General features: G+C 62.6%; 23 protein-coding genes. 11 read left to right on the forward strand and 12 right to left on the reverse strand.

The annotated features are described in order from the left end of the window. Window positions 1-60: 60 nt before the first annotated feature. The gene (locus ABJ196_RS07555; protein WP_347305917.1) at window positions 61-381 is read left to right on the forward strand and encodes a transglycosylase family protein; all 321 of its coding nucleotides are present in this window, start codon (window positions 61-63) and stop codon (window positions 379-381) included. Window positions 382-384: 3 nt separating this feature from the next. Here ABJ196_RS07555 and ABJ196_RS07560 read toward each other — a convergent pair whose 3' ends face one another. Next, window positions 385-759 carry a hypothetical protein gene (locus ABJ196_RS07560; RefSeq protein ID WP_347305895.1) on the reverse strand — a complete coding sequence of 125 codons (375 nt, stop codon included), beginning with the start codon at window positions 757-759 and terminating at the stop codon, window positions 385-387. A 216-nt stretch (window positions 760-975) separates the two neighbouring features. Next, window positions 976-2,745, reverse strand: a complete 1,770-nt coding sequence (locus ABJ196_RS07565; protein ID WP_347305896.1) for a proline--tRNA ligase — start codon at window positions 2,743-2,745, stop codon at window positions 976-978. Window positions 2,746-2,789: 44 nt separating this feature from the next. Between ABJ196_RS07565 and yaaA the strand changes: the two genes are divergently transcribed. Next, window positions 2,790-3,509: a peroxide stress protein YaaA gene (yaaA, locus tag ABJ196_RS07570; protein WP_066509681.1), complete on the forward strand. Its 720-nt coding sequence runs from the start codon at window positions 2,790-2,792 to the stop codon at window positions 3,507-3,509. A 74-nt stretch (window positions 3,510-3,583) separates the two neighbouring features. Here the strand turns inward: yaaA and ABJ196_RS07575 are convergent, their stop codons facing one another. Continuing rightward, the gene (locus ABJ196_RS07575; RefSeq protein ID WP_347305897.1) at window positions 3,584-4,894 is read right to left on the reverse strand and encodes a DUF4921 family protein; all 1,311 of its coding nucleotides are present in this window, start codon (window positions 4,892-4,894) and stop codon (window positions 3,584-3,586) included. A 36-nt stretch (window positions 4,895-4,930) separates the two neighbouring features. Here ABJ196_RS07575 and ABJ196_RS07580 point away from each other — a divergent pair, with 36 nt between their 5' ends. Further along, window positions 4,931-5,740, forward strand: a complete 810-nt coding sequence (locus tag ABJ196_RS07580) for a PhzF family phenazine biosynthesis protein (RefSeq protein WP_347305898.1) — start codon at window positions 4,931-4,933, stop codon at window positions 5,738-5,740. An 8-nt stretch (window positions 5,741-5,748) separates the two neighbouring features. Continuing rightward, entirely contained in the window at window positions 5,749-7,122 is a 1,374-nt protein-coding gene (locus ABJ196_RS07585; RefSeq protein WP_347305899.1) for a protein adenylyltransferase SelO family protein, read from the forward strand. Here the strand turns inward: ABJ196_RS07585 and trpB are convergent. The 3 genes from trpB to mqo form a co-directional block, all read right to left on the reverse strand. Next, window positions 7,119-8,465: a tryptophan synthase subunit beta gene (trpB, locus tag ABJ196_RS07590; protein WP_347305900.1), complete on the reverse strand. Its 1,347-nt coding sequence runs from the start codon at window positions 8,463-8,465 to the stop codon at window positions 7,119-7,121. The two genes, ABJ196_RS07585 and trpB, sit on opposite strands and share 4 nt — an antisense overlap. 116 nt (window positions 8,466-8,581) lie before the next feature. Beyond that, a complete protein-coding gene (locus tag ABJ196_RS07595; RefSeq protein ID WP_347305901.1) occupies window positions 8,582-10,123 on the reverse strand; it encodes a sugar porter family MFS transporter in 1,542 nt (513 codons plus the stop codon). Window positions 10,124-10,347: 224 nt separating this feature from the next. Continuing rightward, window positions 10,348-11,847 (reverse strand): malate dehydrogenase (quinone), encoded by a 1,500-nt coding sequence (gene mqo / locus ABJ196_RS07600; protein ID WP_257034861.1) that lies wholly within the window; start codon window positions 11,845-11,847, stop codon window positions 10,348-10,350. A gap of 348 nt (window positions 11,848-12,195) precedes the next feature. Here mqo and ABJ196_RS07605 point away from each other — a divergent pair, with 348 nt between their 5' ends. The 6 genes from ABJ196_RS07605 (at window position 12,196) to ABJ196_RS07630 (ending at window position 17,112) form a co-directional block, all read left to right on the forward strand. Further along, window positions 12,196-13,182 carry an alpha/beta hydrolase gene (locus tag ABJ196_RS07605; protein ID WP_347305902.1) on the forward strand — a complete coding sequence of 329 codons (987 nt, stop codon included), beginning with the start codon at window positions 12,196-12,198 and terminating at the stop codon, window positions 13,180-13,182. A 205-nt stretch (window positions 13,183-13,387) separates the two neighbouring features. Then, complete coding sequence (gene mtr, locus ABJ196_RS07610; RefSeq protein WP_347305903.1) at window positions 13,388-14,788, forward strand: mycothione reductase; 1,401 nt, start codon at window positions 13,388-13,390, stop codon at window positions 14,786-14,788. A 316-nt stretch (window positions 14,789-15,104) separates the two neighbouring features. Next, window positions 15,105-15,527 carry a hypothetical protein gene (locus tag ABJ196_RS07615; protein ID WP_347305904.1) on the forward strand — a complete coding sequence of 141 codons (423 nt, stop codon included), beginning with the start codon at window positions 15,105-15,107 and terminating at the stop codon, window positions 15,525-15,527. A gap of 45 nt (window positions 15,528-15,572) precedes the next feature. After that, a complete protein-coding gene (locus ABJ196_RS07620; protein ID WP_347305905.1) occupies window positions 15,573-16,013 on the forward strand; it encodes a hypothetical protein in 441 nt (146 codons plus the stop codon). 314 nt (window positions 16,014-16,327) lie between these two features. Further along, on the forward strand, window positions 16,328-16,669 hold the full coding sequence (locus ABJ196_RS07625) for a hypothetical protein (RefSeq protein WP_347305906.1): 342 nt from the start codon (window positions 16,328-16,330) through the stop codon (window positions 16,667-16,669). 50 nt (window positions 16,670-16,719) lie between these two features. Continuing rightward, the gene (locus ABJ196_RS07630; protein WP_347305907.1) at window positions 16,720-17,112 is read left to right on the forward strand and encodes a hypothetical protein; all 393 of its coding nucleotides are present in this window, start codon (window positions 16,720-16,722) and stop codon (window positions 17,110-17,112) included. 190 nt (window positions 17,113-17,302) lie between these two features. Here ABJ196_RS07630 and map read toward each other — a convergent pair whose 3' ends face one another. From map to dxr, 5 genes are all read right to left on the reverse strand, one after another. After that, window positions 17,303-18,175 carry a type I methionyl aminopeptidase gene (gene map / locus ABJ196_RS07635; protein ID WP_066486782.1) on the reverse strand — a complete coding sequence of 291 codons (873 nt, stop codon included), beginning with the start codon at window positions 18,173-18,175 and terminating at the stop codon, window positions 17,303-17,305. 73 nt (window positions 18,176-18,248) lie between these two features. Then, entirely contained in the window at window positions 18,249-20,060 is a 1,812-nt protein-coding gene (locus ABJ196_RS07640; RefSeq protein WP_347305908.1) for a penicillin-binding transpeptidase domain-containing protein, read from the reverse strand. 50 nt (window positions 20,061-20,110) lie between these two features. Further along, entirely contained in the window at window positions 20,111-21,274 is a 1,164-nt protein-coding gene (gene ispG, locus ABJ196_RS07645; RefSeq protein ID WP_347305909.1) for a flavodoxin-dependent (E)-4-hydroxy-3-methylbut-2-enyl-diphosphate synthase, read from the reverse strand. A 162-nt stretch (window positions 21,275-21,436) separates the two neighbouring features. After that, window positions 21,437-22,645 (reverse strand): M50 family metallopeptidase, encoded by a 1,209-nt coding sequence (locus ABJ196_RS07650; protein ID WP_347305910.1) that lies wholly within the window; start codon window positions 22,643-22,645, stop codon window positions 21,437-21,439. A gap of 12 nt (window positions 22,646-22,657) precedes the next feature. Further along, a complete protein-coding gene (gene dxr, locus ABJ196_RS07655; protein WP_347305919.1) occupies window positions 22,658-23,839 on the reverse strand; it encodes a 1-deoxy-D-xylulose-5-phosphate reductoisomerase in 1,182 nt (393 codons plus the stop codon). Window positions 23,840-24,023: 184 nt separating this feature from the next. On the opposite strand from dxr, the gene ABJ196_RS07660 reads away from it, so the two are divergent. After that, the gene (locus ABJ196_RS07660) at window positions 24,024-24,461 is read left to right on the forward strand and encodes a DUF2631 domain-containing protein (RefSeq protein WP_347305911.1); all 438 of its coding nucleotides are present in this window, start codon (window positions 24,024-24,026) and stop codon (window positions 24,459-24,461) included. Window positions 24,462-24,600: 139 nt separating this feature from the next. Here the strand turns inward: ABJ196_RS07660 and ABJ196_RS07665 are convergent. Next, a partial coding sequence (locus ABJ196_RS07665) for a hypothetical protein (protein WP_347305912.1) occupies window positions 24,601-24,817 on the reverse strand: 217 nt, incomplete at its 5' end.

Raw genomic sequence — 24,817 nt, forward strand, 5'->3', positions numbered from 1 at the left:
CCCGCTGCTTTCAAGAATCTGACCTCAACCATGCAAAGGAGCACTAACTCCATGCGTTCTATGACGAAGACTTTCGCAACCTTCGGTGCCGCCGCAGCGCTTACCGCCGTCGGCGCCCCCGCCGCTCACGCCGCCTCCACCGCGGCCTGGGACCAGGTCGCCGCGTGCGAGTCCGGCGGCAACTGGAATATCAACACGGGCAATGACTACTACGGCGGCGTCCAGTTCAGCTACGACACGTGGGCCGGCTACGGCGGTCAGCAGTACGCGCCCACCGCGGACCAGGCCACCAAGGCCCAGCAGATCGATATCGCCGAGCGCGTCCTCGCCGGCCAGGGCGCTGGCGCCTGGCCCAACTGCGGCGGCCCGCTGACCTACTAGCCGCTAGTGCGTCAGGCGATAGGCCGCACGCATAATGAGCAGCTGCGCCGGAAGGCGCAGCACGTGATAGGCCTTCTTCCCCCACCCCGCGCCGTTCTTCAAGTCGCGCGCGGCGTGATAGAAGTTCGCCGGCCACACGGCCGCGAGCAACCCGAGCGCTGACCACCCGCCCACAGGGCGGGTTTTCTTATTGATTACTGCGGCACCCGTCCCCAACTCCCACACGCCCGAGGCGTAGTTGTACAACCGCGCCGTGCCCGGCAATTGCGGCGGCACGATGGACTCAAACTCCTCCTTCTTCACGAAGTGGAGGGTACCCATGGTGAGCATGACCGAACCGAACGTCAACGCGCGGGCTTCATTCCAATCGATGTTCATGCCTTGAGTCTAGCCCCACCAACCGTGGTGACACACGCACAAGGAAACCACCAAAGGTAAACCACACATCTCCCAGACCCGCTCGGTTTACTTCCTCTGGTTTCCTTTTACACAGTCGGACAAAAGGGATCCTCACAAGCTCCCTTCTGTCCCTCCACAACCACGAACGCCCCACCGACACACGTCGATGGGGCGCCTCGCCTCAGAAGTTAACCCTTAACCGCGCACCAGCGTGGTGAGCTTCTCCACGATCTCCGCAGCCGGGACCTCGAGGGTCTCGCCTCCGCGGATACGCAGCTCAATGATGCCATCCTTGAAGGAGCGGCCCAGGATCGCGATGAACGGCATGCCCAGCAGCTCGGCGTCCTTGAACTTCACACCCGGAGAGACCTTCGGGCGGTCGTCGAAGAGGACCTCGATACCGGAAGCATCCAGGTCAGCCACGAGCTTGTCACCCGCCTCGAGAGCCGCCTGATCCTTGTTCGCAACGACCACGTGGACCTGGTACGGCGCGACGTCAATGGGCCAGTTGAGGCCCTTCTCGTCCGAGCGCTGCTCGGCGAGGACGGCCATCATGCGAGAGACGCCAATGCCGTAGGAACCCATGGTCGGGACGGCGCGCTTGCCGTTCTCGTCGAGGATCTGCACGTCAAAGGCCTTCGTGTACTTGCGGCCCAGCTGGAAGATGTGGCCCAGCTCGATGCCGCGCTCCAGCGTCAGCGTGCCCTGGCCCTCCGGAGCCGGGTCGCCTTCCTTGATCTCCGCAGCTTCGATGAACTCGTCGACAGTGAAGTCACGGCCAGCCACGCAGCCCACCACGTGGCGGTTCTTCGCATCCGCGCCCGTGATCCAGGAGGAGCCGTTGACCACGCGCGGGTCAGCGTACACCTTGACGCCGTTGGCGTTCAGGCCACGCGGCCCCACGTAGCCCTTGACCAGGAACGGGTTTTTCTTAAAGTCGGCATCCGACGCCAGCTCAAACTCGACCGGCTCCAGCGACGCCTCGAGGCGCTTTTCGTCCAGCGCGCGATCGCCCGGGATGAGAACCGCAGCGAGCTCCCATTCCTTCTCTTCTTCCGATGCCGCCGGCGCAGCAGTCTTGATGACCATGCACTTGAGCGTGTCTGCGCCCGTCACGGCGCGACCAGCGATCTGAATGCCCTCACCATTCGCCCAGTCCACGAGGGTGTCGATGGTCTCGGCATCCGGGGTCGTGTACTCAGTCGCCTCCGGCTGGCCCTCGATGGGGGTCTCCGCCGGAACCGGGGTGACAACGGCCTCGACGTTCGCCGCGTAGTCACCGTCAGTCGCGCGCACAAAGGTATCCTCGCCCGCAGGCGAGACGGCCAGGAACTCCTCCGACGCAGAGCCACCCATGGCACCCGAGGTCGCCTTGCAGATGGCGTAATCGATCTTCAAGCGGTTAAAGATGTTTTGGTACGCCTTACGGTGACGCAGGTAGGACTCGTCCAAGCCCTCATCCGTCATGTCAAAGGAATAGGAATCCTTCATCACGAACTCGCGGCCACGCAGAATGCCCGCACGCGGACGCTCCTCGTCGCGGTACTTGGTCTGAATCTGGTACAGGGTGACCGGGAAGTCCTTGTACGAGGAGTACATGTCCTTGACGGCAGAGGCGAACATTTCCTCGTGCGTCGGGCCCAGCAACATGTCTGCACCCTTGCGATCCTGGAGACGGAAGAGGTTATCCCCGTACTCGGTCCAGCGGTCCGTGAGCTCATAGGGCTCGCGCGGCAGCAGCGCCGGGAAGAGCATTTCCTGGCCGCCGATGGCATTCATCTCCTGGCGGACAACATCCTCAATCTTGCGCAGCGTGCGCAGACCCAGCGGCAGCCAGGTGTACACACCCGGCGCGGCACGGCGCACGTACCCCGCGCGGACCAAGAGCTTGTGGCTGGTGACTTCGGCGTCGGCCGGATCCTCGCGCAGAGTGCGCAGGAAGAGCGTAGAAAGGCGTGTAATCATGGTTCCCAACTTTACCCCGCTGGGCCGGGCGCTACGCTAGTGGCATGCTCATCGTCCTCCCACCTTCTGAAACCAAGGCGCCCGGAGGCACCGGCGCCCCGCTTGACCTGGACTCTTTGTCCTTCCCGGAACTTAACCCGGCGCGCCGCGAAATCGCGGAAGTCTTAAGCTCCCTGGACCCCGACGAGGCGCTCAGCATCCTCAAGATTTCGCAGAAGCTGCGTGGGGAGGCTGTCGCCAACACGGAGCTCTTTACCTCCCCCACCATGCCCGCCCTTGAGCGCTACACCGGCGTCCTCTACGACGCTTTGGACGCTCCCTCGCTTTCCGATGCCGCCCGCTCCCGCCTCGCCGTCGGCTCCGCCCTCTTCGGACTCGTCCGCGCAGGCGATCTCATTCCCCACTACCGACTGTCCGGCGGCACGAAACTCGAGGGCCGCACCATGAAATCGCGCTGGGGCTCGCTCATCACAGACGCGCTCACAAAGGTCCAGGATGAAGAACTCGTGGTCGACCTGCGCTCCGGCACGTACCAGCAGCTCGGCCGGCTCCAAGGCGCTGTGACCGCCCGCGTCGAGTCCGTGCAGGAGGACGGCTCCCGCAAGGTAGTCTCCCACTTCAATAAGCACTACAAGGGCCAGCTTGCCCGCGTGCTCGCGACTGCACCCTCGGAGGCCTACTCCATCGACGACGTCGCCGCCCTTGCCCAGGCCGCAGGACTCACCACCGAAACCCGTCGAAACGAGCTCGTCCTCGTCATCTAACGCACACCGCCATGTACCCCATTGCGCTGCACTTTCACCATTCAGTGAATAAAATTAAACGAAGATATGCCGAGCTACAGCAGCGGGTTGTACCGCAGACTGTTGCGCCGCGGCTCGCATTCCGTTGCAATGCGAATAGACCGCGCCACGCGTCCCTCATCGCGCGCCTTATAGAGCGGATCCACAATCCGGTCCCGCAGATTCCACGGGGAAATCGTATTGATGTAAATCTTCGTGCCGCCCTCAAAGCCCGCGAGCGTGGACACGCGCAACTTGATCATCACGCGCCACGGTGCCGGCGTCGCGGTGGACGGCGGACGGTGGTGCCACTCCTCGTTACACGCGACCTGCGGCCCCACAGCCACGTGCGCGGCATGGATGAGGTCGCTCATCGCGTCGCGTTCCTCGCACGACTGCAGCCACGGCTCACACGTCGCGGACTTGGAGTAGATCTCCAGCGTCGGATAGCGGTGGCCAAAACCGGCAAAGAGCACGGCGTGGTCGTTCTCAGCGATGATGAGGTTGTGCTGCATCGCGTAGTCCACGGCCCACTCGTTGTACATGTTGGGATGCGCACGTAGAATCTCGAGCTCATGGCCCGCCGCCATGCCGCGGTCATCGATGGCCACGAGTTGCTTGTGTAGGTGGTCAAAGGACGCGCCCGCCGGCGCCAACCAGTTCTGGAACGCAACGACATAAGACGCATACCGATTGCGCTCATACAGGTCGCGCATACTATCGGCCGTAAACTGCACGAACAACCGGTGTTCTTCCGGCGTGAGCGTGCCCGAAGACGCCAGCTGGTCATCCGTCGTTGCACCCGGCACATAGTGATTGCGTCCCACGATGACGTCGTGTCCGCCGCCAAAGAAGCAGTGCGACTGCGCCAGCAACGCCTCGTCGTCCGCGTCCGGCTGCCCGGAGGCCGCGCGCTTCGTCCGCACCGTGCGAAGAACATGCTCGCGCCCCGCCGGATCTGCGAGATAGGCATCCATGCGCGCCTGTGTCGCCGCGTCGAGCTGGTAGCCGTAGTTCTGCTCCCAGTAGTCGAAGGAGACAATCTCAAAAAGGTTCGGCACGCGCCGGAACAGCGGCTCCGTCGCATCGAGCGCCCCCGCCGACACACCGCGCAGAATCTCCCCATTAGCCAGAATGCGGGATTTCTCCGGCGGCGTCTCCAACCGGCGCGCCGCACAAAAGGCACACGAAGCCACGTGCGCCTGCGCGTCAATATCGTGTACCTCGGACGCAGTCGTCGAGAAAGGCCGGTTTCCACGGCCTGGCACGGTCCATACCTCGGTGCCGGAGAAGGGATTGAGTTGTTTGACGGTGCCGTCCGCCATGCGCAGAATGGGCTCGGGGCGGCTGAAGAGGGACTGGGTCATACCGTTTAGACTATCGCGCCTCTACACTGGTGTCCCATGCAGCACAAGTATTTTGAGGTCGACGTTTTCGCCACTGCACCCTTCAGTGGTAACCCCCTGGGCGTCATCACGGGCGCAGATTCGCTCACCACCGCGCAGATGCAGAAGATCGCCAACTGGACGAATTTTTCAGAAACCACCTTCCTGCTCGAGCCCCACCACCCAGAGGCTGACTACCGCGTGCGCATTTTCACTCCCACAGAGGAGTTCGACTTCGCCGGCCACCCCACGCTGGGCACCGCCCGCGTCTTCAGCGAACTCACCGGCAAGCGCAGCGCCCTTGTCCAGGAATGCGGCGTGGGTCTGGTCCACCTGCGCGAGGACAACGGCGTCTATTCCTTCGCCACCCCGCCGCTGCGCCGCGAAGGCGCTCTGAGCCCCGAAGAGCTCGAGGAGACGTGCCGCTTCCTTAGCGTCACTCCCGCCGACGTCGTCGATTCCGGCTGGGTCGACAACGGCCCTGGCTGGCGGCTCATCCAGCTTGCCGATGCCGCCTCCGTCCGCGCCCTGCAGCCTTCCCCCATCCCCGGGGTCAAGGTCGGCGTCGTGGGCCTCGAAGCCCCCGGAAGCGAGACCGCCTATGAGGTTCGCGCGTTTACGTCCGCATTCGAAGACCCCGTCACCGGCTCGTTCAACGGCGGTGCCGCGCAATTCCTCCGCGGCCGCGGCCTCGTGCCCAATACCTATGTCGCGGCGCAAGGCTCGCAGCTCGGCCGTGCCGGCCGCGTTCACATCCACGACGACGGCACCGATATCTGGGTCGGCGGCGCAGCCGCCATCCGCGTGCGCGGCACGCTGGAATCCTAAGGAGCGCCATGCACCCCGCTATCGAGCACACCTACGCCGCAGCACTTCCGGACCTCGTCGCAGCCGCACGCGGCGAAGATCATCCCGACGCCCGTCTCGTGCTGCTCAACGAGGAACTCGCCACCGAGCTCGGCTTCGACGCGGAGTGGCTGCGTTCGCCCGAGGGCTTCGAGTTTCTCCTCGGCCACGGCGAAGAGTCCTACGCAATGGCGTACGCGGGCTACCAATTCGGCCAGTTCAATCCCCGCATGGGTGACGGCCGCGCACTGCTTCTCGGCGAGGTCGTCGACGGCGACGGCGCCCGTTGGGATCTCCACGCCAAAGGCACCGGTCGCACGCCGTTTTCCCGTCCGGGCTCGGACGGCCGCGGCACGCTGCGTTCCATGCTGCGCGAATACCTCGTCTCCTCGGCGCTCCACGCACTTGGCGTGCCTACCACCCGACCGCTGGCGGTGCTCTCCACCGGTCGCAAGATTCAACGCCAGATGGTCGAGCCCGCCGGCGTCATCGTGCGCGGCGCCGCCAGCCATATCCGTGTGGGCACGGTCCACTACGCGCAGATGGTTGGTGAGGACACGCTCCGCACGCTCGCGGACGTCGCTGCCGAACGTCACTTTCCGCAGCTCGCTGCGGGCGACTACACAGGTCTGTACGAATCCGTCATGGCGGCCCAAATCCGCACCGTCGCAGCATGGCAGCGCCTCGGCTTCCTTCACGGCGTCATGAACACGGATAATACGACGCTCTCCGGCGAGACCATCGACTTCGGCCCGTGCGCCTTCGTCGAAACCTTCGATCACGACACGGTGTACTCCTCCATCGACACCCAGGGCCGCTATCGCTTCGGCCACCAGCCCGGCATCCTCGGATGGAACCTCGCTCGCCTCGCCGAGTCCATGCTGCCGCTCTTCGATGGCGATCCCAACGAGGCGGTCTCCTTCGCGCAGGAGACCATCAACGGTTTCTACGACGCCTTCGAGACCGAACACCACGCTCAACTCGCCCAGGCGCTCGGTCTCACACCGGAGACCTCCCGCGAGTTCACCACGGATCTCCTCGCCGCGCTCCCCGGTCACGACCTCACACAGACTCTCGCCGCACTCCGCTACGGCCGCGATGTTCCGGCCGGAGGCTTGACAGAATGGCAGCGGCGTTACGCCGCGGCAACCCCCGCCGCGCCCTCCGAGACCGGACCACGCGTCCCGGTTGTTATTCCCCGCAACCTCGCCGTCGAAGCCGCGCTGCGCGACGCGCCGACCGACATGAGCCAGTTCCACCGATTGCTCGATGCCGTTACGCATCCATTCACGCCGAACGACGAGTTCGAGGCGCCCAGCGCCCCCGCTCAGCTGGAAATGTATCGTACCTACTGCGGAACTTAGACGCCCTCGCGCGCGTTGGACTCGGCGGTCATCTCCGCGAGCACGCCCTCGACGTTGGGATTGACCACCGGATGAGTGGCCGGGTCTTCGGCTGCCAAGTCGCCCAGGATGCGGCGGACGTAGTCCACGTCTTTGTCGCCGCGGCCAGAGAGATTCACCAGGATGTTCATCTCCTCACCGGTCTCCTCGCATTGCTGCGCAAGCTTTAACGCGTACGCCAGCGCGTGGGAGGACTCGAGCGCCGGGATGATGCCTTCGTAGCGTGAGAGCATGCGGAAGGCATCAAGGGCCTCCGCGTCCGTGACGGCCGGGTACTCCGCGCGGCCGGTGTCCTTGAGGTAGGAGTGTTCCGGACCGATACCCGGGTAGTCGAGGCCCGCAGACACCGAATGCGAATGCAGGATCTCGCCGTCCTTGAGCAACGCATACGAGCGGGATCCATGCAGGATGCCCACCACACCCTTGTTGAGCGGCGCGCCGTGCTTGTCCGTGTCAAGGCCCTCGCCTGCCGGTTCGACGCCGATGAGGCGGACAGTGTCGTTGCCTGCATACTGCTCGCCGTCCTCCGTGCCGAGCAGGTACTCGGAGAAAGCGCCGATGGCGTTGGAGCCGCCACCGGCGCAGGCCACGACGACATCGGGAAGCGCACCGGTGCGCTCAAGCATCTGCGGACGCGACTCGCGGGAGATGACGGCCTGAAACTCGTGGACGAGCGTCGGGAACGGGTGCGGGCCGCACGCGGAGCCCAACACGTAGTGGGTGTTCTCAACGTTTTCAACCCAGTCACCGAGTGCTACGTCGATGGCATCGGCCATCGCGTCGCCGTGCTCGTTCGTCACCGGCACCACTGTGGCACCCATGAGGCGCATACGGTAGACATTCGGCTGCTGGCGCGCGACGTCCTTGGCACCCATGTAGATGGTGCACTCCATGCCCATGAGCGCCGCCACCATAGCCGTCGCGGTGCCGTGCTGGCCCGCACCTGTCTCCGCGATAAGACGAGTCTTGCCCAGGCGCTTGGCAATGAGCGCCTGCGCGAGGACCTGGTTGCCTTTGTGCGCGCCGCCGTGGCACAGATCCTCGCGCTTCAAGAAGATGCGCGCTTTGCCCTTGCCACGGCCTTCGAGCGGCAGATTCGCGCACTCGGTGATGGGCGTCGGGCGCCCCAGGTACTCGCGACGCAGGCGGTCGAGCTCTTCCTCGAAACTCGGATCGGCGAGCGCGTCGACGTAGGCCTTCTCCAGCTGGTCGAGCACCGGGTACAGCTGCTCCGGCACATACTGTCCGCCGTACTCTCCGAAGTAGGCGTTGAGTAGGGTCTGGCGCGGCGCAGGTGCGGACATCGAATTCTCCTCAATTCACTCGGGTTCTCATTGCGCTTAGTGTACGTGCCACCTCCGCGCTATTCGGTCGTTCGGTCGATATTCGTTTGCGACGAGTGTCCCCGCGTTGTTGTGCCCTACTCCGCTGCCTTCTTCCGCTGAAAAATCGTTCCGTTCAGGACGCCAGTTTCGACGTCCTCGAGCGACCTGCCGCGCGTCTCAGGGAGCATGCGCCACATGAAGAATGCGGCCAGCGCATTGACCACGGCGAAGGCTCCGAACGTGACGGCCATGCCCCATGCCTCCATGACCGACGGGAAGAACAAACTCAGCGCCGCGTTCGTTATCCACTTGGCAAAGACGGACGTGCCCATGGCGAAGGCGCGAATGCCCTGCGGGAAAATCTCGGAGAGCAGCACCCAGGTCGCCACGTTGAGGAAGGTCTGGATGGCGCCCACGAGCAACACGATGAATGCGAGGAGGATATACGGGCGAGCCGCCGCGCTTTCGGGAATGAACCGTGCCGACGTGGCAATCGCGATGTGGAAGACCATCGTCATCGTGTAGCCCGTGACGATGGTCGTGCGGCGGTCGATGCGCTCGATGAGGTGCAGTGCCACAATCGCACCCACGACGCCGATGACGCCCGGGCCAATATTCGCCACCAATGCGGCCGTCGATCCCAGACCCGCATCCATGAGAATGGTGTGGCCGTAGTACATGACCGAATCAATGCCAGTGAGCTGTTGGAAAAGCCCCAAGCCGATGCCGACCAGAAGAATGCGGCGCAGCCACTTGTTCTTCGCAATGCCACGCACAGAAACGCGAGTCTCTCCGCCGTCACTCCCGGAGCCTTCTTCAGAGGACTCGACGTTGTCCTCGAGGTACTGGTACTCGGCCTCCGCGCGTCGCGGCGCGCGCACAAGCCGCAGGACGCGGCGTGCCAGCGCCTCTTCGCCATTGGCTGTTAGCCAGCTGGGAGACTCCGGAACACGGAACATTCCCACCAAGAGCAAGAAGGCGGGCACGGCGGCCACGGCCAGCATGACGCGCCAGATTCCCGGCTGCTCACCCCACACGCTGCCGATGATCGCGTTCATAACGAACGCAGCCAGCTGACCGACGACGATCATTAGTTCGTTGCGGCCGGAGAAACGCCCGCGCACCTCGTACGGAGACATCTCCGCTAGGTACACCGGAACGACCGTCGAGGTGCCACCCACGGCAAGGCCCAGGACCGCGCGACCCACGACGAGCACCCAAAAGCTCGGGGCAAGGCTACACAGCGCAACGCCGGCGAGGAATAAAAAGGACAGCGCGAAGACTGCCTTGCGCCGCCCGATCACGTCAGCAACGCGCCCCATTCCCATGGCGCCGAGTGCCGCAGCAACCAGGAGCGAGGCAGTCACGACGCCCTCGCCCCAGGAATCGAGCCCAAACTCCTCACTCAGCGGGGCCAAGGCGCCGTTGATGACGCCTGTGTCGTAGCCAAAGAGCAGTCCGCCCAACGTGATGACGAAGGTAAATGCCGTCAGCCGCTTCTGGTGCGGGCCGTCCTTCAGCTTCGGCAACCGCGGGCGCCTGTTCGACGTCTTCCGGCCGCGCTTGTCCCCCTTGTTCACCGACCGATCTGACGTGTCGTTATGTCTGTCCCCGTCGTCGTTGTGGGCTGTGCTCACTGCGCGCGTGTCTCCTTGGAAGAATGAGTAATGCCACTCTACCGTGACTACGTGCTACGGACGCGACGTCCTCGCCGGCAAGTCAGAGCAGGCGGCATGGAAAATGTCTACGTAACGACAGTCTACGCTTCATGGAACTTTTGTGCCGTATAGCCCAAAACCAGCGACCCTTCCCCGCCGGAGCAGGAAAGGGCCGCTGGTATGCGCTGGAATGCTACGAGTAATTACTGCTCGAGCTTGAGGGTCTTCTGGGTGTACTCCCACATCTCGTCGTACAGCTTGACGTTCTTGGCGAGCGTCTCACCGTAGGACGGGATCATCTCCTGCAGCTTCGGGCCCCACTGGATCATGTGCTCGCCGAAGCAACGCTCGATGAGCTCGACCATGACGGCCGGGGCGATGGAAGCCCCCGGGGAAGCGCCGAGCAGGCCGGCGATGTTGCCCTCCGGGTTGTTGATGAGCGTCGTACCGAACTCGAGGGAACCGAAGCGCGGTGCAGCGGCAGGCTTGATGACCTGGACGCGCTGCCCAGCGATGACGGTCTCCCAGTCAGCCGGGTCTGCAGACGGGACGTACTCCTTGAGGGCCTCAACACGCTGCTCGAAGTCTTTGAGGACCTCGGAGACGAGGTACTTGGTCAGACCGAACTCCTGGGCGGCAACGCCGAGGTAGGACGGGATGTTGTCCGGACGGATGGACTTGAACAGGTCGAGGTAGGAGCCCTTCTTTAGGAACTTCGGAGACCAACCACCGTACGGGCCGAACAGTAGGCCCTTCTCGCCATCGATGACGCGGGTGTCGAGGTGCGGCACGGACATCGGCGGAGCGCCCACGGCAGCCTTGCCGTAGACCTTGGCCTGGTGCTGGGAGATGAGCTCCGGGTTCTTGGCACGCAGCCACAGACCAGAGACCGGGAAGCCAGCGTAGCCAGCAACTTCCTTGACGCCTGCCTTGCGCAGCAGGTCGAGGGCGTAGCCACCCGCACCGACGAAGACGAATTTCGCACGGATGACGGAGTAATCACCGGTGTGGACGTTCTTGGCGTACACCTTCCAGTTCGCACCATCGCGCTTGATGTCGATGACCTCGGAACCGTAGCGGATTTCGGTGCCGGATGCCTTTGCGGCAGTAAAGAACTGCTTCGCCAGGGCACCGAAGTTCACGTCGGTACCAGCCTCGGTCCAGGAGATGGCGACCTTCTTGGCGTTGAAGTCGCGGCCCTTGGACATGAGCGGCAGCTTCTCCTGGAAGACTACGTCATCGTCGGAGAACTCCAGGCCCGGGAACATATGGTTGTCCTTGAGCAGCTCGTAGCGGCGCTTTAGGTAATCGACCTGAATGGAGCCCTGAGCGAAGGACACGTGCGGAACCTGGTTGATGAAGGCCTTGGGATCCGTGAGGATGCCGTTGTTGAGCTGGTGTGCCCAGAACTGGCGGGAAACCTGGAACTTCTCGTTAACGCCGAAGGCCTTGGTCGCGTCAATGCGGCCGTTCTTCTCCGGGGTGTAGTTGAGCTCGCAGAGCGCGGAGTGGCCGGTACCGGCGTTGTTCCACGGAGAGGAGGACTCCAGAGCCGGACCGTCGAGGCGCTCGAACACCATCTGCGTCCAGCTCGGCTCTAGCTCACGGAGCATGGCGCCGAGGGTAGCGGACATGATGCCGCCACCGACGAGGGCTACATCAACTTCTTCAGTGACCTGTGCGGTCTTCTTTGCGGAGGACACGGTGTTAAACCTCTTTGACTTTCGCTTATTCGTGCACGTCTTATAAAGCTGTGCGCTCATACCGCGCCGCGTGCAGGACCTAAGCTCTCCGATCAACCTGCGGTGTACGCATTTGAAGGCAGTCTCCTCGCGACTACCCAAGCCCACCAAAGACCTCAGTCACATCCGCGGCGCAAGCACTCAACGCATTACCTATCAACCTTACGCCTTTACCCACGCACGCAAATATCAGCCCAGCAGAACGCACGTACTGCCCACTTTCGACGCCGTTCCCTACCCCCGTTCGTGCACAATAGTCCCGCGTCATGGTCCAAGCGGACCCACTCAGCGATAGATAAGCTGGTCTACATGAGCACTGAACTTCATTGGACCGAGGACATGCTGGGCCCCGACTTCACCCAGGCAACGCTTCCGCTGGGGCCGGACCCTGACGGCCAAGGCGATGTCTCCGCCACCCTCGTCGCCTACAAGCGTGACACCCCCGATTTCCCGCAGCGCCCTGCCCTCCTATGGGTCCACGGCATGACGGACTATTTCTTTGATGCCCACGTCGCGCAGCATTATCACGAGCTCGGCTACGCTTTCTATGCCGTCGACCTCCGCAAGTGCGGCCGCTCCCGTCGCGAGGGCCAAACCTGGCACTACATTTCGGATCTCACGCTCTATTACCAGGATCTTGATGCCGCCCTCGCGGCCATCCCTCACTCCCGCGTGGTCCCCATGGGTCACTCCACCGGTGGGCTCATCTGCGCGCTGTGGCTCGACGCCGAACACCCTGAGCAGGTTCCTGGTCTTATCCTCAACGGTCCCTGGCTCGACATGATGAGCGTGCCCCGCCCGGTGGTCAAGGCGCTCTCCCCTGTCATCAACCGCGCTGGCAAACGCTTTCCGATGCTCGCCTTCCCCGGCGGTAACCTCACAGCCTTCGGCGATTCCATGCATGCCAGTAAACATGGCGAGTGGGACTACGACCTCACCCTCAAGCCGCTGGGCGGTCACCGAAAGTATCTAGGCTGGCTGCGCGCCATCTTCGGTGGCTTCACAAAGCTGCACCGCGGCGTCGACGTAGGCGTTCCCTACCTCACTATCTGCTCGACTCGCTCCATCCTGGGCAAGCCCTACTCGGAGGAAATCAACTACGTCGACTGCGTCGTCGACGTCACCCAAACCATGCACTGGGCACCCACCCTCGGCAAGGATTGCACGCTGCGTCCCATCCATGGCGCACGCCACGAGGCTTTTGCCTCCCGCCCCGAAATCCGTCCCGAAGTCTTCCGCGCAGTCGATGACTGGCTCACCACCCATCTTTCGGCCCAGCCGGCGCCCAGCCACTAGGCATTCATTGCCGACGTCCACATCCGGCACAACCCAGTCCGAAATAAAGATGTACCCTGGGCTGTTTCCGCGAGTATGCACACCACGTGACAGCATCGACAGTCTCCATTGCCATTCAGCGGTCGCAGAGTTACTTCCGCGAATCCGGCTAGCAGGCTTAGATCAAATACACGGCTTATTCCTATATATATTCAAGGAGAATACATTGAACACCTCGAACACCAGCTCCCCCGCAACCCCGTCGGCGCATTACGACCTCATCATTATCGGTACGGGCTCGGGAAATTCCATCCCCACCCCGGAGTACGACGATGTCTCCATCGCCATTATCGAGGAAGGCAAGTTCGGCGGTACCTGCCTCAACGTCGGCTGCATCCCCACCAAGATGTATGTCTATGCCGCAGACGTCGCCCTTGCTGCACGCGAGGCAGGGCGTCTCGGTCTCGATGCTCAGGTCAATAGCGTGGACTGGGACTCCATCGTTGACCGCGTCTTTACCAACCGCATCGACCTCATCGCGCAGGGCGGCGAAGCGTACCGCCGCGGCGACGAGACCCCGAACATCACGGTCTATGACCAGCACGCCCGCTTCGTCGGTCCGAAGACCATCGAGGTCGGCGGCGAAGTCATCACTGGCGACCAAATCGTCATTGCCGCGGGCTCGCGCCCTACCATCCCGCCGGTCTACCGCAACTCTGGCGTGAAGTACTACACCAACGAAGACGTCATGCGCATGCCCACACAGCCAAAGAGCCTCATCATCGTCGGCGGCGGCTACATCGCGATGGAATTTGCGCACGTCTTCGACGGCCTGGGCACCAAGGTCACCATCGTCAACCGCTCAGAAAAACTTTTGCGCTTCCTCGATGAGGACCTTGTCACCCGTTTCAACGCCATCGCCCGCGAACGCTTCGACGTCCGCATCGGCAACGGCACCCTTCTCGAGCAAACCGAGAACGGCGTCAAGCTCACCCTCGACAATGGCGACACCGTTGAGGCCGACGCCATCCTCGTTGCCACCGGCCGCACCCCCAACGGCGATCTCATGGACGTCGACACCGCCGGCATTGAAATGCACGAGGACGGTCGCATCAAGGTCGACGAGTACGGACGCACTACCGCCGAGGGCGTGTGGGCCCTGGGCGACGTCTCGTCGCCCTATATGCTCAAGCACGTCGCTAACGCTGAGACCCGTGCCATCGCGCACAACCTCCTCCACCACGACGACCTTCGTCCGATGCCGCACGAGCACGTCCCGTCTGCCATCTTCACTCACCCGCAAATCGCCACCGTCGGCATGACCGAGGCTCAGGCTCGCGAGGCTGGCTATGACATCACCGTCAAGGTCCAGAACTACGGCGACGTTGCCTACGGCTGGGCCATGGAGGACCACACCGGGGTTGTGAAGCTCATCGCAGAGCGCACGACCGGAAAGCTCCTCGGTGCGCACTACTTCGGCCCGCAGGCGTCCACGCTCATCCAGCAAATGATTACTGCTATGACATATGACCTCGATCTTCGCGACTTCGCGCGCAATCAGTACTGGATCCACCCGGCCCTTGCCGAGGTAACCGAGAACGCGATTTTGGGCCTCGAATTTGCCTAACTAACGTTACGTGACATAAATCACGTCCACCCCCTCCTGCTTAGTCACATGAGTAACATTCGTTTCCTAACCTTGGGATTTAATGAGCGCTACCCCCATGAACTTGACAGGATTATGGGGTGGATTTTTGCTTAACGGGCGCTTAAAGGCGGCACTCTGTGTGCATATTCGGCGATAAGCGGCTAGAGTTCCCCAATAACACCGGCTCAAGCCGTTCCACCGGCGACCGCGTGTTTCTGGAATTCCCCTGGGAATCCAATAACACTTAGGTTTCCATTTGGGAGCCTTGCAAGTACGACATTTAAGGACATTTGATATGCGTATCCGCAATGCAGCCATCGCCGGCGCAACCGCCCTCGCAGTCGCTTTCGGCGGCACCACCGTTGCTTCCGCTGAGGAAACTGCCACCCCGAACCAGGAGCAGTCCTCCAACGCTAACGGCTCCTCCAACTCGGCAGACAAGGCTGGCGAATCCAACACGGCAGACAAGACTGGCGAAGACAAGGATGCCGCAAAGGGCGCTTCCCTCTCCTCCAAGATCAACACCGGCCTGAATCTCGAGGGCGATAAGGAAGCTGACGGCCAGAAGATCTTCGGCTCCTCCAAGGACCTGTCGGAGCAGCCGAAGTGGGCCAAGGTCCTGTACGGCACCACCATCGCCACCGCTATTGCCACCCTCATCGGCATGGTTGTCGGCCCGCTGGCTAACTTCGTTCAGTTCGGTCCGTTCTCCCGCTAAACGCAGCTCACCGGCTCACACCACTTTCGAAAGGTAAAACACACAATGCGTAACTTCCGCACCGCAGCCGTTGCTGCCGCCACCGCCGTCACCGTCGCTTTCGGCGGCACCGCTATCGCTTCCGCCGCTGACGCGGGCGACACGCCGGCCAAGAACAACGACACCATCACCGAGAACCAGGACGTCAACGATGACGCTACTCCCTCCGAGATTTTTGATGCTCTCTCCTCCAAGGACGACAAGTACCCGTCTGGGTCCTCCAAGGTCGGCGCTGTCACCGACAACAAGGTGAAGGCCAAGGGTACGGATGGCTTCGGCGAAAAGGTTAATGACGAGAACAACCCGCAGTGGTTCAAGATTTGGCGCGACGGCACCTACGCCCTCATCGGCACCAGCATTGCTGGCGCCCTGATCGCTGCCTACAACTTTGCTGTGTACAACCACATCCTGCCGAACCACATCCTTGACCCGATGTTCAACCGCTAAGCCACTCGCTTAGACGAAGACGTCTGGATGAAGACCCGCACACAGTGCGGGTCTTCTTTTTGTCTTGTTTCACCTCAATTTCATTCAGGCAGATAAATGGGGTTAGCGCAGTAAATATTTATCTACCTGTAGGCGAATTGTTACCCCCATGCCCCTTTGCTGTGCGTAATGCTCTATACTTGCTAGCGCAACATCGACCGTCCGTTACATTTCCGTAATCGGACTCGAGATGCTCGAGAATCTCTTCGTGAGATTCACACATGGGTTTCCCTCCCCCGGAAGCCGCGCACAGACAACTCTTAAGGATTTTTGATATGCGTATTCGCAAGGCCGCCATCGCTGGCGCAACCGCCCTCGCCGTCGCTTTCTCCGGCGCTTCCGTCGCCACTGCGGCAGAGGCTCCCTCCGACCAGGAGACCACCTCCTCCAACAACCCCGAGACTAACGGTGGCTCCTCTACCGCTGGTGACTGGCTGAACGCCGACAAAGAGGCCGACGGCCGTGAAATCTTCGGCAAGGAATCCAACCTTTCTTCCCAGCCGGAGTGGGCACAGGCTCTCTACGGCATCGGTATCGCTTCCGCCGTCGTCACCGTCATCGGTGGCCTCGTCGGTCCGGCCCTGAACTTCATCAAGTTCGGCCCCATCAAGTTCTAGTAACGGCCTTACAGCCCCTACCAAAATCTTTTTGAAAGGTATTCACTTCAATGCGTAACTTCCGCACTGCCGCCGTTGCTCTTGCAACCGCCACCACCGTCGCTTTCGGCGGCGTTTCCGCTGCTACCGCTGCCGAGACCGAGAACACCGGCGCTCTGTCTGCTGCCGCTAAGGGCGCTTCCTCCGAGGGCGAGGGTTCGCTGTCCTCCAAGGCTGGCAACGCTACCGGCGCTGACACCCCTGCCAACGGCCGCGACCTGCTCGGCTCTTCCGTCAACGACGAGAAGAACCCGCAGTGGGCTCAGCTGTGGCGCGACACCACCTACGTCGGTGTTGCCGCTGCTGCTGTCTCCGTTGCCGCCGCAACCTACAACTTCGCTGTGTACAACGGCGTTATCCCGGACTACATTGCTCAGGCAATGAACGGTCAGCTGAAGTTCTAATTGAGAACCTTCACGCCTTCAAGCGCTCCGCACTGCGGGGCGCTTTTTACGTCGCTCAAATGGGGCTGAGCTTAAGGCGTAGGGATGAACAGTAAGCACAAAGAAGCGCCCGTCCCACCGCGCAGTGGTGGGACGGGCGCTTTTGTTCGCTCTGTGAGTCGCTATAAGGCTCGTGGAGCGACTGTTTCGATTAGTCCTCGTCGGGAAGAGTGAGGATTTCCGGCTCGCCTTCTTCCTGGATGACGAGGGTGTGCTCGAACTGAGCGGTGAACTTTCCGTCCTTGTTCTGGACGGTCCAGTCGTTATCCCAGATCTCGTAGTCGAGGCCGCCGAGGTTAATCATCGGCTCGATGGTGAGCGTCATGCCCGGCTCCAGAACGTTACGGTAGGCCATGGAGTCGTAGTGCAGGACAACGAGGCCGTTGTGGAACGTGGGCCCCACACCGTGCCCGGTGAAGTCGGTAACGACGTTGTAGCCGAAGCGGTGTGCGTAGGACTCGATAACGCGGCCGATGACGTTGATCTCGCGACCAGCCTTGGCGACCTTGATGCCACGCATCATGGCTTCCTTGGTGCGTTCGACGAGTAGGCGGTGCTCTTCGGAGACATTGCCAGCGAGGAAGGTGGCGTTGGTATCGCCGTGGACGCCGTTCTTGTAGGCGGTGACGTCGATGTTGACGATGTCGCCATCCTCGATGACGGTCGTGTCCGGAATGCCGTGGCAGACGATCTCATTCAAGGAGACGCAGCAGGACTTCGGGAAGTTCATGTAGCCCAGGGTCGACGGGTAAGCACCGTGGTCACACATGTACTCGTGCGCAATGCGGTCGATCTCATCGGTAGTCACGCCGGGGGCGACGGCCTTGCCCGCTTCCTTGAGGGCGTTGGCGGCAATCTTGGACGACTCGCGCATGGCCTCGATGACCTCAGGGGTCTGGACGAAGGGCTCGCCGATGTTTTCTTGGACCGAGTCCTTCCACACGTACTCGGGACGCTCGATGGAGTCAGGGACGGTGCGAACGGGAGTGGGCTTTCCTGGTGTAAGTTTTGCGCGATTGCTCATGCCGTCTATGGTAGTCCTCCGCCCTGCCACCCCGGCGGTCGGGCTGGGCGGCAGCGATGGGGGCATCGGCAAGCTACTCGGCGCCGCCGGTGGCGACCTGCTCGGGGTCCTGTTGAGTGCGCAGTTCGTCGAGGCGCTTGAGGAAGCTGTCCGTGATGGCGACGGAGGTCTCGGAACCGCCGCCGAGGACGACGAGGGTGGCAAAGGCAATGTCATCGTCGCGGAAGCCGGTGAACCAGGCGTGGGAACCGCCGTTGATTTCGGCTTCACCGGTCTTGCCATAGATGGTGCCGCCAGCGCCCATGCCGCGCGCAGTACCGGACGTCACCGTGGCGCGCATGAGGGTGCGAAGGTTGTCGATGACGACGGGTGACGGGCCATCGGGGTTTTCCGAGACGGTGGTCTTCTGCCCCGCGATGAGGGTCGGGGTGGGACGCACGCCTGCGGCGACGGTGGACGAAGCTAGAACCATGCCAAAGGGGCTCACGAGGTCCGCGCCCTGGCCGTAGCCGGCTTCGGTGCGCTCCAGTGGAGTCTCGCCTTTGGGGATGGAGCCGGTAATCGTGGTAAGTCCAGGAATGTCGTAGTCGAGGCCCAGACCGAAGCGGGAGCCTTCCTCCTTGAGTTCGCCTTCAGCGAGGTCGGTCGAGATGTTCGCGAAGGTCGTGTTGCAGGACTGCGCAAAGGCTTCTTCGAGCGGGACGCTGCCCAGGGAGAAGCCGTTGTAGTTCGTGACGGTGCGGCCGTAGAGGTCCATCGTGCCGGGGCACGGGACGATAGTGCCGGCGTTGAGGCCTTGCTTGTCCACGCCGGCGGAGGCGGTGATGATCTTGAACACGGAGCCGGGCGGGAACTGACCGGACAGGGCCAGGTCGCCTTTCTTATCGGCGGCATCGGTCTGCGCGACGGCGAGAATTTCGCCGGTGGAGGGACGCATGGCGATAAGCATGGCCTCGGAGTCCGCGCGGAGATCGACGGCTTGCTCCGCGGCACGCTGGACGTTGTAATCGATACCCACGCGGATGGCGGGCGACGGAGTGGCGTCATGGAATTCGACGTCGCTGAGTGAAGCGCCGTTCTCGTTCACGACGGCTATGCGCCAGCCATTCGTGCCGTCCAGCTTGTCCGCGACGATGGAACGCACGCGAGACATGATGTCCGTGGCAAAGCCCGTCTCTTTGGTGATGAGCGCCGGCTCTTCGTTAAAGCGGACTCCAGGGAGATTGGCGCCTTGAATGGCGTTGCGGTCTTCCTCGTTGAAGAGACCCACGGAGTAGGTCTCCCCTGCCTCTTCAAGGTTCGTGGCAAGCTCGCCCGCATCCTGGTTGACGAGGGGCGCGAGCTGGCCCGCGAGCGCGCGCATGTCGCCGGAGGAAGTGTCGACGAGAAGACGGTATTGGACGCCCGGGCTCATGAGCTCGACGCCGTCGGAACTCACGACGGAGGCGCGGTCGGCGACAACGGGGCGCAGCTCGAGGTGCTGGTGGGCACCGAGCTTGGGGTGCAGCGCCGTGGACTCCCAATTGACGGTCCACGTTTTATTGACCTTGGTCAGTACGGCCTTGGCGTCGTAGGTGAGTTCGCGGTCCTTGGGCAAGTCCCACGTCACGGCGTAGTTGGCGGTGGCGACGGAGTCTTGTTGGTCGATGGAGGTGAGCTCGACCTCGAGGCCCTCGGCTTGGAGGCCGGAGTACGTGGCCCCGTACTGTTCCGCGGCAACATCCGGGGCGTCGACGACACTCTTGAGTGCGTCGACGTCGTGGTTCTCGAGCGCCGCAATGAAGTCCTCAGCGACCGGATCCGCCGCGACCGGTTTGGGCGTACACGCAGCCAACGAGGTGCCCATAAGCCCCGCTACGCAAAGAAAAGCCGCCGTCCGTTTCATGTCTTTCAACACTACTGGGACGGCGGCACAACGCGGGTTAGGCGCGCGGTTTAGCGGGTAACGCGCACCTCGGCCTTGGCGCCTTCGACGGCCTCAAGGCCCTGCTCTTCGGCGATGCGGTGAGCTTCCTCGATGAGGGTCTCCACGATCTTGGACTCCGGCACGGTCTTAACCACCTCGCCCTTGACGAAGATCTGGCCCTTGCCGTTGCCGGAAGCAACACCAAGGTCAGCGTCGCGAGCCTCGCCCGGACCGTTGACGACGCAGCCCATGACGGCCACGCGGATGGGGAACTCCATGCCCTCGAGGCCAGCGGTGACTTCCTCGGCGAGCTTGTACACGTCGACCTGGGCGCGGCCGCAGGACGGGCAGGAGACGATCTCCAGCTTGCGCGGGCGCAGGTTGAGCGACTGCAGGATCTGGTCACCGACCTTGATCTCCTCGACCGGGTCTGCGGACAGGGAGACGCGGATGGTGTCGCCGATGCCCTGCGAGAGCAGAGCGCCGAAGGCGACGGAGGACTTGATGGTGCCCATGAACTTCGGGCCAGCCTCGGTCACGCCGAGGTGGAGCGGGTAGTCCGTCTTCTCTGCGAGCTGGCGGTAGGCCTCGACCATGAGGACCGGATCCGAGTGCTTGACGGAGATCGCAATATCGCCAAACCCGTACTCCTCGAACAAGCCAGCCTCCCAAATGGCGGACTCGACGAGGGCCTCCGGGGTGGCCTTGCCGTACTTCTCGAGCAGGCGCTTGTCCAGGGAGCCACCGTTGACGCCGATGCGGATCGGGATACCAGCGTCCGAAGCTGCCTTAGCGACCTCTTTAACGCGGCCGTCGAACTCCTTGATGTTGCCCGGGTTAACGCGGATGGCAGCGCAGCCCGCGTCGATAGCCTGAAAGATGTACTTCGGCTGGAAGTGGATGTCCGCGATGACCGGGATAGGCGACTTCTTCGCGATGGCAGGCAGAGCGTCCGCGTCCACGGTCTTCGGGCAGGCGACACGCACGATGTCACAGCCGGAAGCCGTGAGCTGAGCGATCTGCTGGAGGGTCGCATTGACGTCATGAGTCTTGGTGGTCGTCATCGACTGCACCGAGATCGGGTGCTCGGACCCGACGCCCACGGAGCCGACGAAGAGCTGACGCGTTTTACGACGCGGCGCCAAAGTCGGGGCAGGTCCGTCCGGCATTCCAAGTCCGATGGGGGTTGACATACGTTCTCCTATTTACTGGAAAAAAGATGGGTACACGGGGGTTTAGATGTAAACCACTCTACGCTATCCCTACAGTCTAATGACTATGGCAAATGGGCAGAGCTGGAGGTTCTGAGTTTCACCATCGGTGCAGTCAGTGACACGTCCTACACCACGTGGCGTTTAGCCAAAGAGGCGAATTGGGTTCACCACATCCGCGATGATGACGAGCGCGCCAAAGGTCATGAGAATGGCCGCCATGACGTAGGTGACCGGCATGAGGCGCGTGTAGTCGGCCGGGCCCTTGGCAGAAAGGCCGCGGGCGCGGCGTAGGGCGTCGCGGATCTTCTCGTACGCGATGACCGCAATGTGGCCGCCGTCGAAGGGCGGCAACGGGATGAGGTTAAACAGCGCAAGGAAGTAATTGAGCGAGGCCAACATCATAAAGAAGGAGGACCAGAGGTTATTCTCCACGAGCTCGCCGCCCACGCGGGAGGCACCGACGACGGACATGGGCGAATCATCGGCGCGGTTGTGGCCGAAGATAGACGCGACGATGCCGGGGACCTTCTCCGGCATGTGGATGATGGCGTCGACGGTGGACTTGGCCAGGTACCACGAGTAATCCGCGGTCGCCGGGACGGCGGTGGCGGCATTGTATTTCTTGACGATATCGAGCGGCGCGTTGGTGAGACCGATGGAGCCAGCCTCGACCTTCTGCCCGTCCGTGGTGAGACGCTCGACGGTGTCGAGGTGAACCTCAAAGTCGCGGGGCTGGCCGTCGCGTTCGACGGTGAGCGTGACGGTCTCCCCCGGCTTGGCGATGACCGCCTCGCGCAGGGCGTTGAAGTCCGCAATCTCCTCACCGTCGAGGGCGACGATGATATCGCCGGGCTCAACGCCGGCCGCGCCGGCAGGTCCGGTACCGGTGCAGTCTTCGTAGGTGCTTTCGTCGATCTGGTCGGCGGAGCAGACCACCTCGCCGACCTTGGGACGCACGTCCGCGTGGACGTCGGGCAAGCCTGTGGTCACGGCGACGCAGAAAAGAATGGAAAAGCCCAGCACGATGTTGACGAGGATGCCGGCGGCCATGACGAGGACGCGCTGCCAGGCCGGCTTCTTGTACATCGCATACGGCTCTTCCTCGTCGGTGAGGAATTCGTCGTTGGCGGTCATGCCCGCGATGTCGCAAAAGCCGCCCACGGGCAGGGCCGCGAAGCCGTACTCGGTGCGGCCTTTCTTCTTCGCCCATATCTTGGGGCCGAAGCCGATGTAGTAGCGGCGTACCCACATGCCAAACGACCGGGCGGTGAGCATATGGCCCGCCTCGTGCAGCGCGATGGTGATGCCGATGCCTAGGGCGAAGAGAAGAATGCCCAGAATGTAGGCCATAGGTGAAGTGTCCTAGCGTGCGATCTGTTCAATTCGCGCGTCCGCCTTGGCGCGCGCCTCGCGCTCCACGGCGAGGATGTCATCGACGCTAGAGAGTACACCAGCCAACTGGGAATACTGGCCCAGCACGTGCGCGACTGTGTCCACGATCTCTGGGAAGTGGATGCGACCAGCAAGGAAGGCGGCGGCGGCCTGCTCGTTCGCCGCGTTGTAGACCACGCCTGAGCTGTTCTGTGCGGCCTCACGGGCGAGCTGGACGGCCGGGAAGGCGGCATCATCAAGCGGCTCGAAGTGCCAGTCCGCAACTTGGCTGAAGTCGAGCTGCGGTTGTGCGTCCGGCACGCGTCGCGGCCAGTAGAGCGCGTGGGAAATGGGAAGCTTCATCGACGGCGGAGAGGCCTGCGCGATGGTGGCGCCGTCCACAAACGTCGCCATGGAATGGATGATGGACTGCGGGTGGACGGTGACGTCAATGCGCTCGGGCTCGATATCGAAGAGCAGGGTGGCCTCGATGAGCTCCAGGCCCTTATTGATCATCGTCGCGGAGTTCAGCGTATTCATCTGCCCCATGGACCACGTGGGGTGCTTCGCGGCCTGCTCAGGGGTAACGTCCCACATCTGCTCGCGGGTCCAGCCGCGGAAGGGGCCTCCCGATGCCGTGAGCACCAGCTTGGCTAACTCCCCACGCTCGCCGGAGCGCAGACACTGCGCCATGGCGGAGTGCTCCGAGTCCACCGGAATAATCTGGCCGGGCTTGGCCAGATTGATGGCCATCTTTCCGCCGGCGACGAGGGATTCCTTGTTGGCGAGGGCGAGGTACTCCCCCATCTCGATGGTCGCGAGGGTGGCTGCGAGGCCCATGGAGCCCACGAGTCCGTTGAGGACCGTGTCGGCTTCCACCTCACGGGTGAGCCGCTCCGCGGCGTCTGGCCCCTCGAGGACCGCGCCGCCGAGGGCTGCGCTTACTTTCTCCGCAGCCTCCACGTTGGCGACGGCGACGTGGTTAGACGAAAGATTGAGGGCCTTCGCCTGAGCAATGACGAGGTCCGGGTGTCCGCCGCCAGCGGCGATGCCGACGACGACAAACTTATCGGGATTATCCGCGATGACTTCCAAGGCCTGGGTGCCTATGGAACCGGTGGAGCCGAGGATAAGGACGCGTTGTGCAGTCTCTGGCGCGTGCTGCGCCGCAATGTCGGGATGAGTCACAGGTCCTTACTGTAGTAGGTCGCGTGGAACGCCCCTCCACCCACGCGGGTGTGACGTAGTTTACTTCCCCGCGTGGAGCTCGACATCTCGGGGGTAGGTGTCCACGTTCCGGCGGGCCATGGACTATTCTATTGGGGACAAATAGGCACGTACACGCGAAGGAGAACAAGTGTCTTCCCACAAAGTGACCTCTGAGGTCTACAACGGCGTTTCCACCGACGACGTCCCGTCTGCAGCGTTCGGCTGGTCCAAAACCCCGCGCAGCGGCATCCAGATTGCCGGTTGGTTCTCCGTCTTCATGCTTTTGATGTTCAACTTCGGTAACCACAAGGGCCACGTGGAGACCATCTTCCTTATTTTCCTGGCTGTCGTTATTGCGCTTCTGCTGCTCATCCACCTCTTCCAGCCGAAGCTCGCCAACGTGCGTACCCTTACCGCCCGCAACCAGCCGCTCGGCCACACCGAGCCGGAGTGGGCATACGAGCAGAAGACCCTGGGCCACACCTACGCCGAGCTGACCGATGATGAGCTTCGTGCCCTCAACATCGACCCGGCCCGCGTGACCCACCTGCGCGCCGTTACCGAGGGCAAGCACACCGCTCACTAAGCGCTGCTGCTTCTCACGGCTTGAAGCCTCCGCCTGGTGCGGAGGCTTTCGTCGTTTTCGCGCTACCTACCCTGCGCCACCGCCCCCTTTACCCCACGGCGTGTACATGATGTGCATGTTCACCATGCACACAATGGCATCAAGCGAAATGCGCTAGGACCACAGCCGCGTTCTCGACATCATCCGATCGGAGCCCGTGGTAATCACAAGCCGTGGAAGTCGAACTCGGGCTGTTGTCGTCTCCCCTGGCTTCTTCTCCCGAGCGCTTGCGGCTCTCGATGTGCAGCGCGGCGGTCGGAAAGCATGCTTCCGGTGATTGGAAAGCGTGGTTCTGTTGATTGGAAAGTGTCGTTGTG

It is taken from the genome of Corynebacterium sp. SA-MJD20WY100 (assembly GCF_039822565.1).
GTDB lineage: Bacteria > Actinomycetota > Actinomycetes > Mycobacteriales > Mycobacteriaceae > Corynebacterium > Corynebacterium phoceense_A.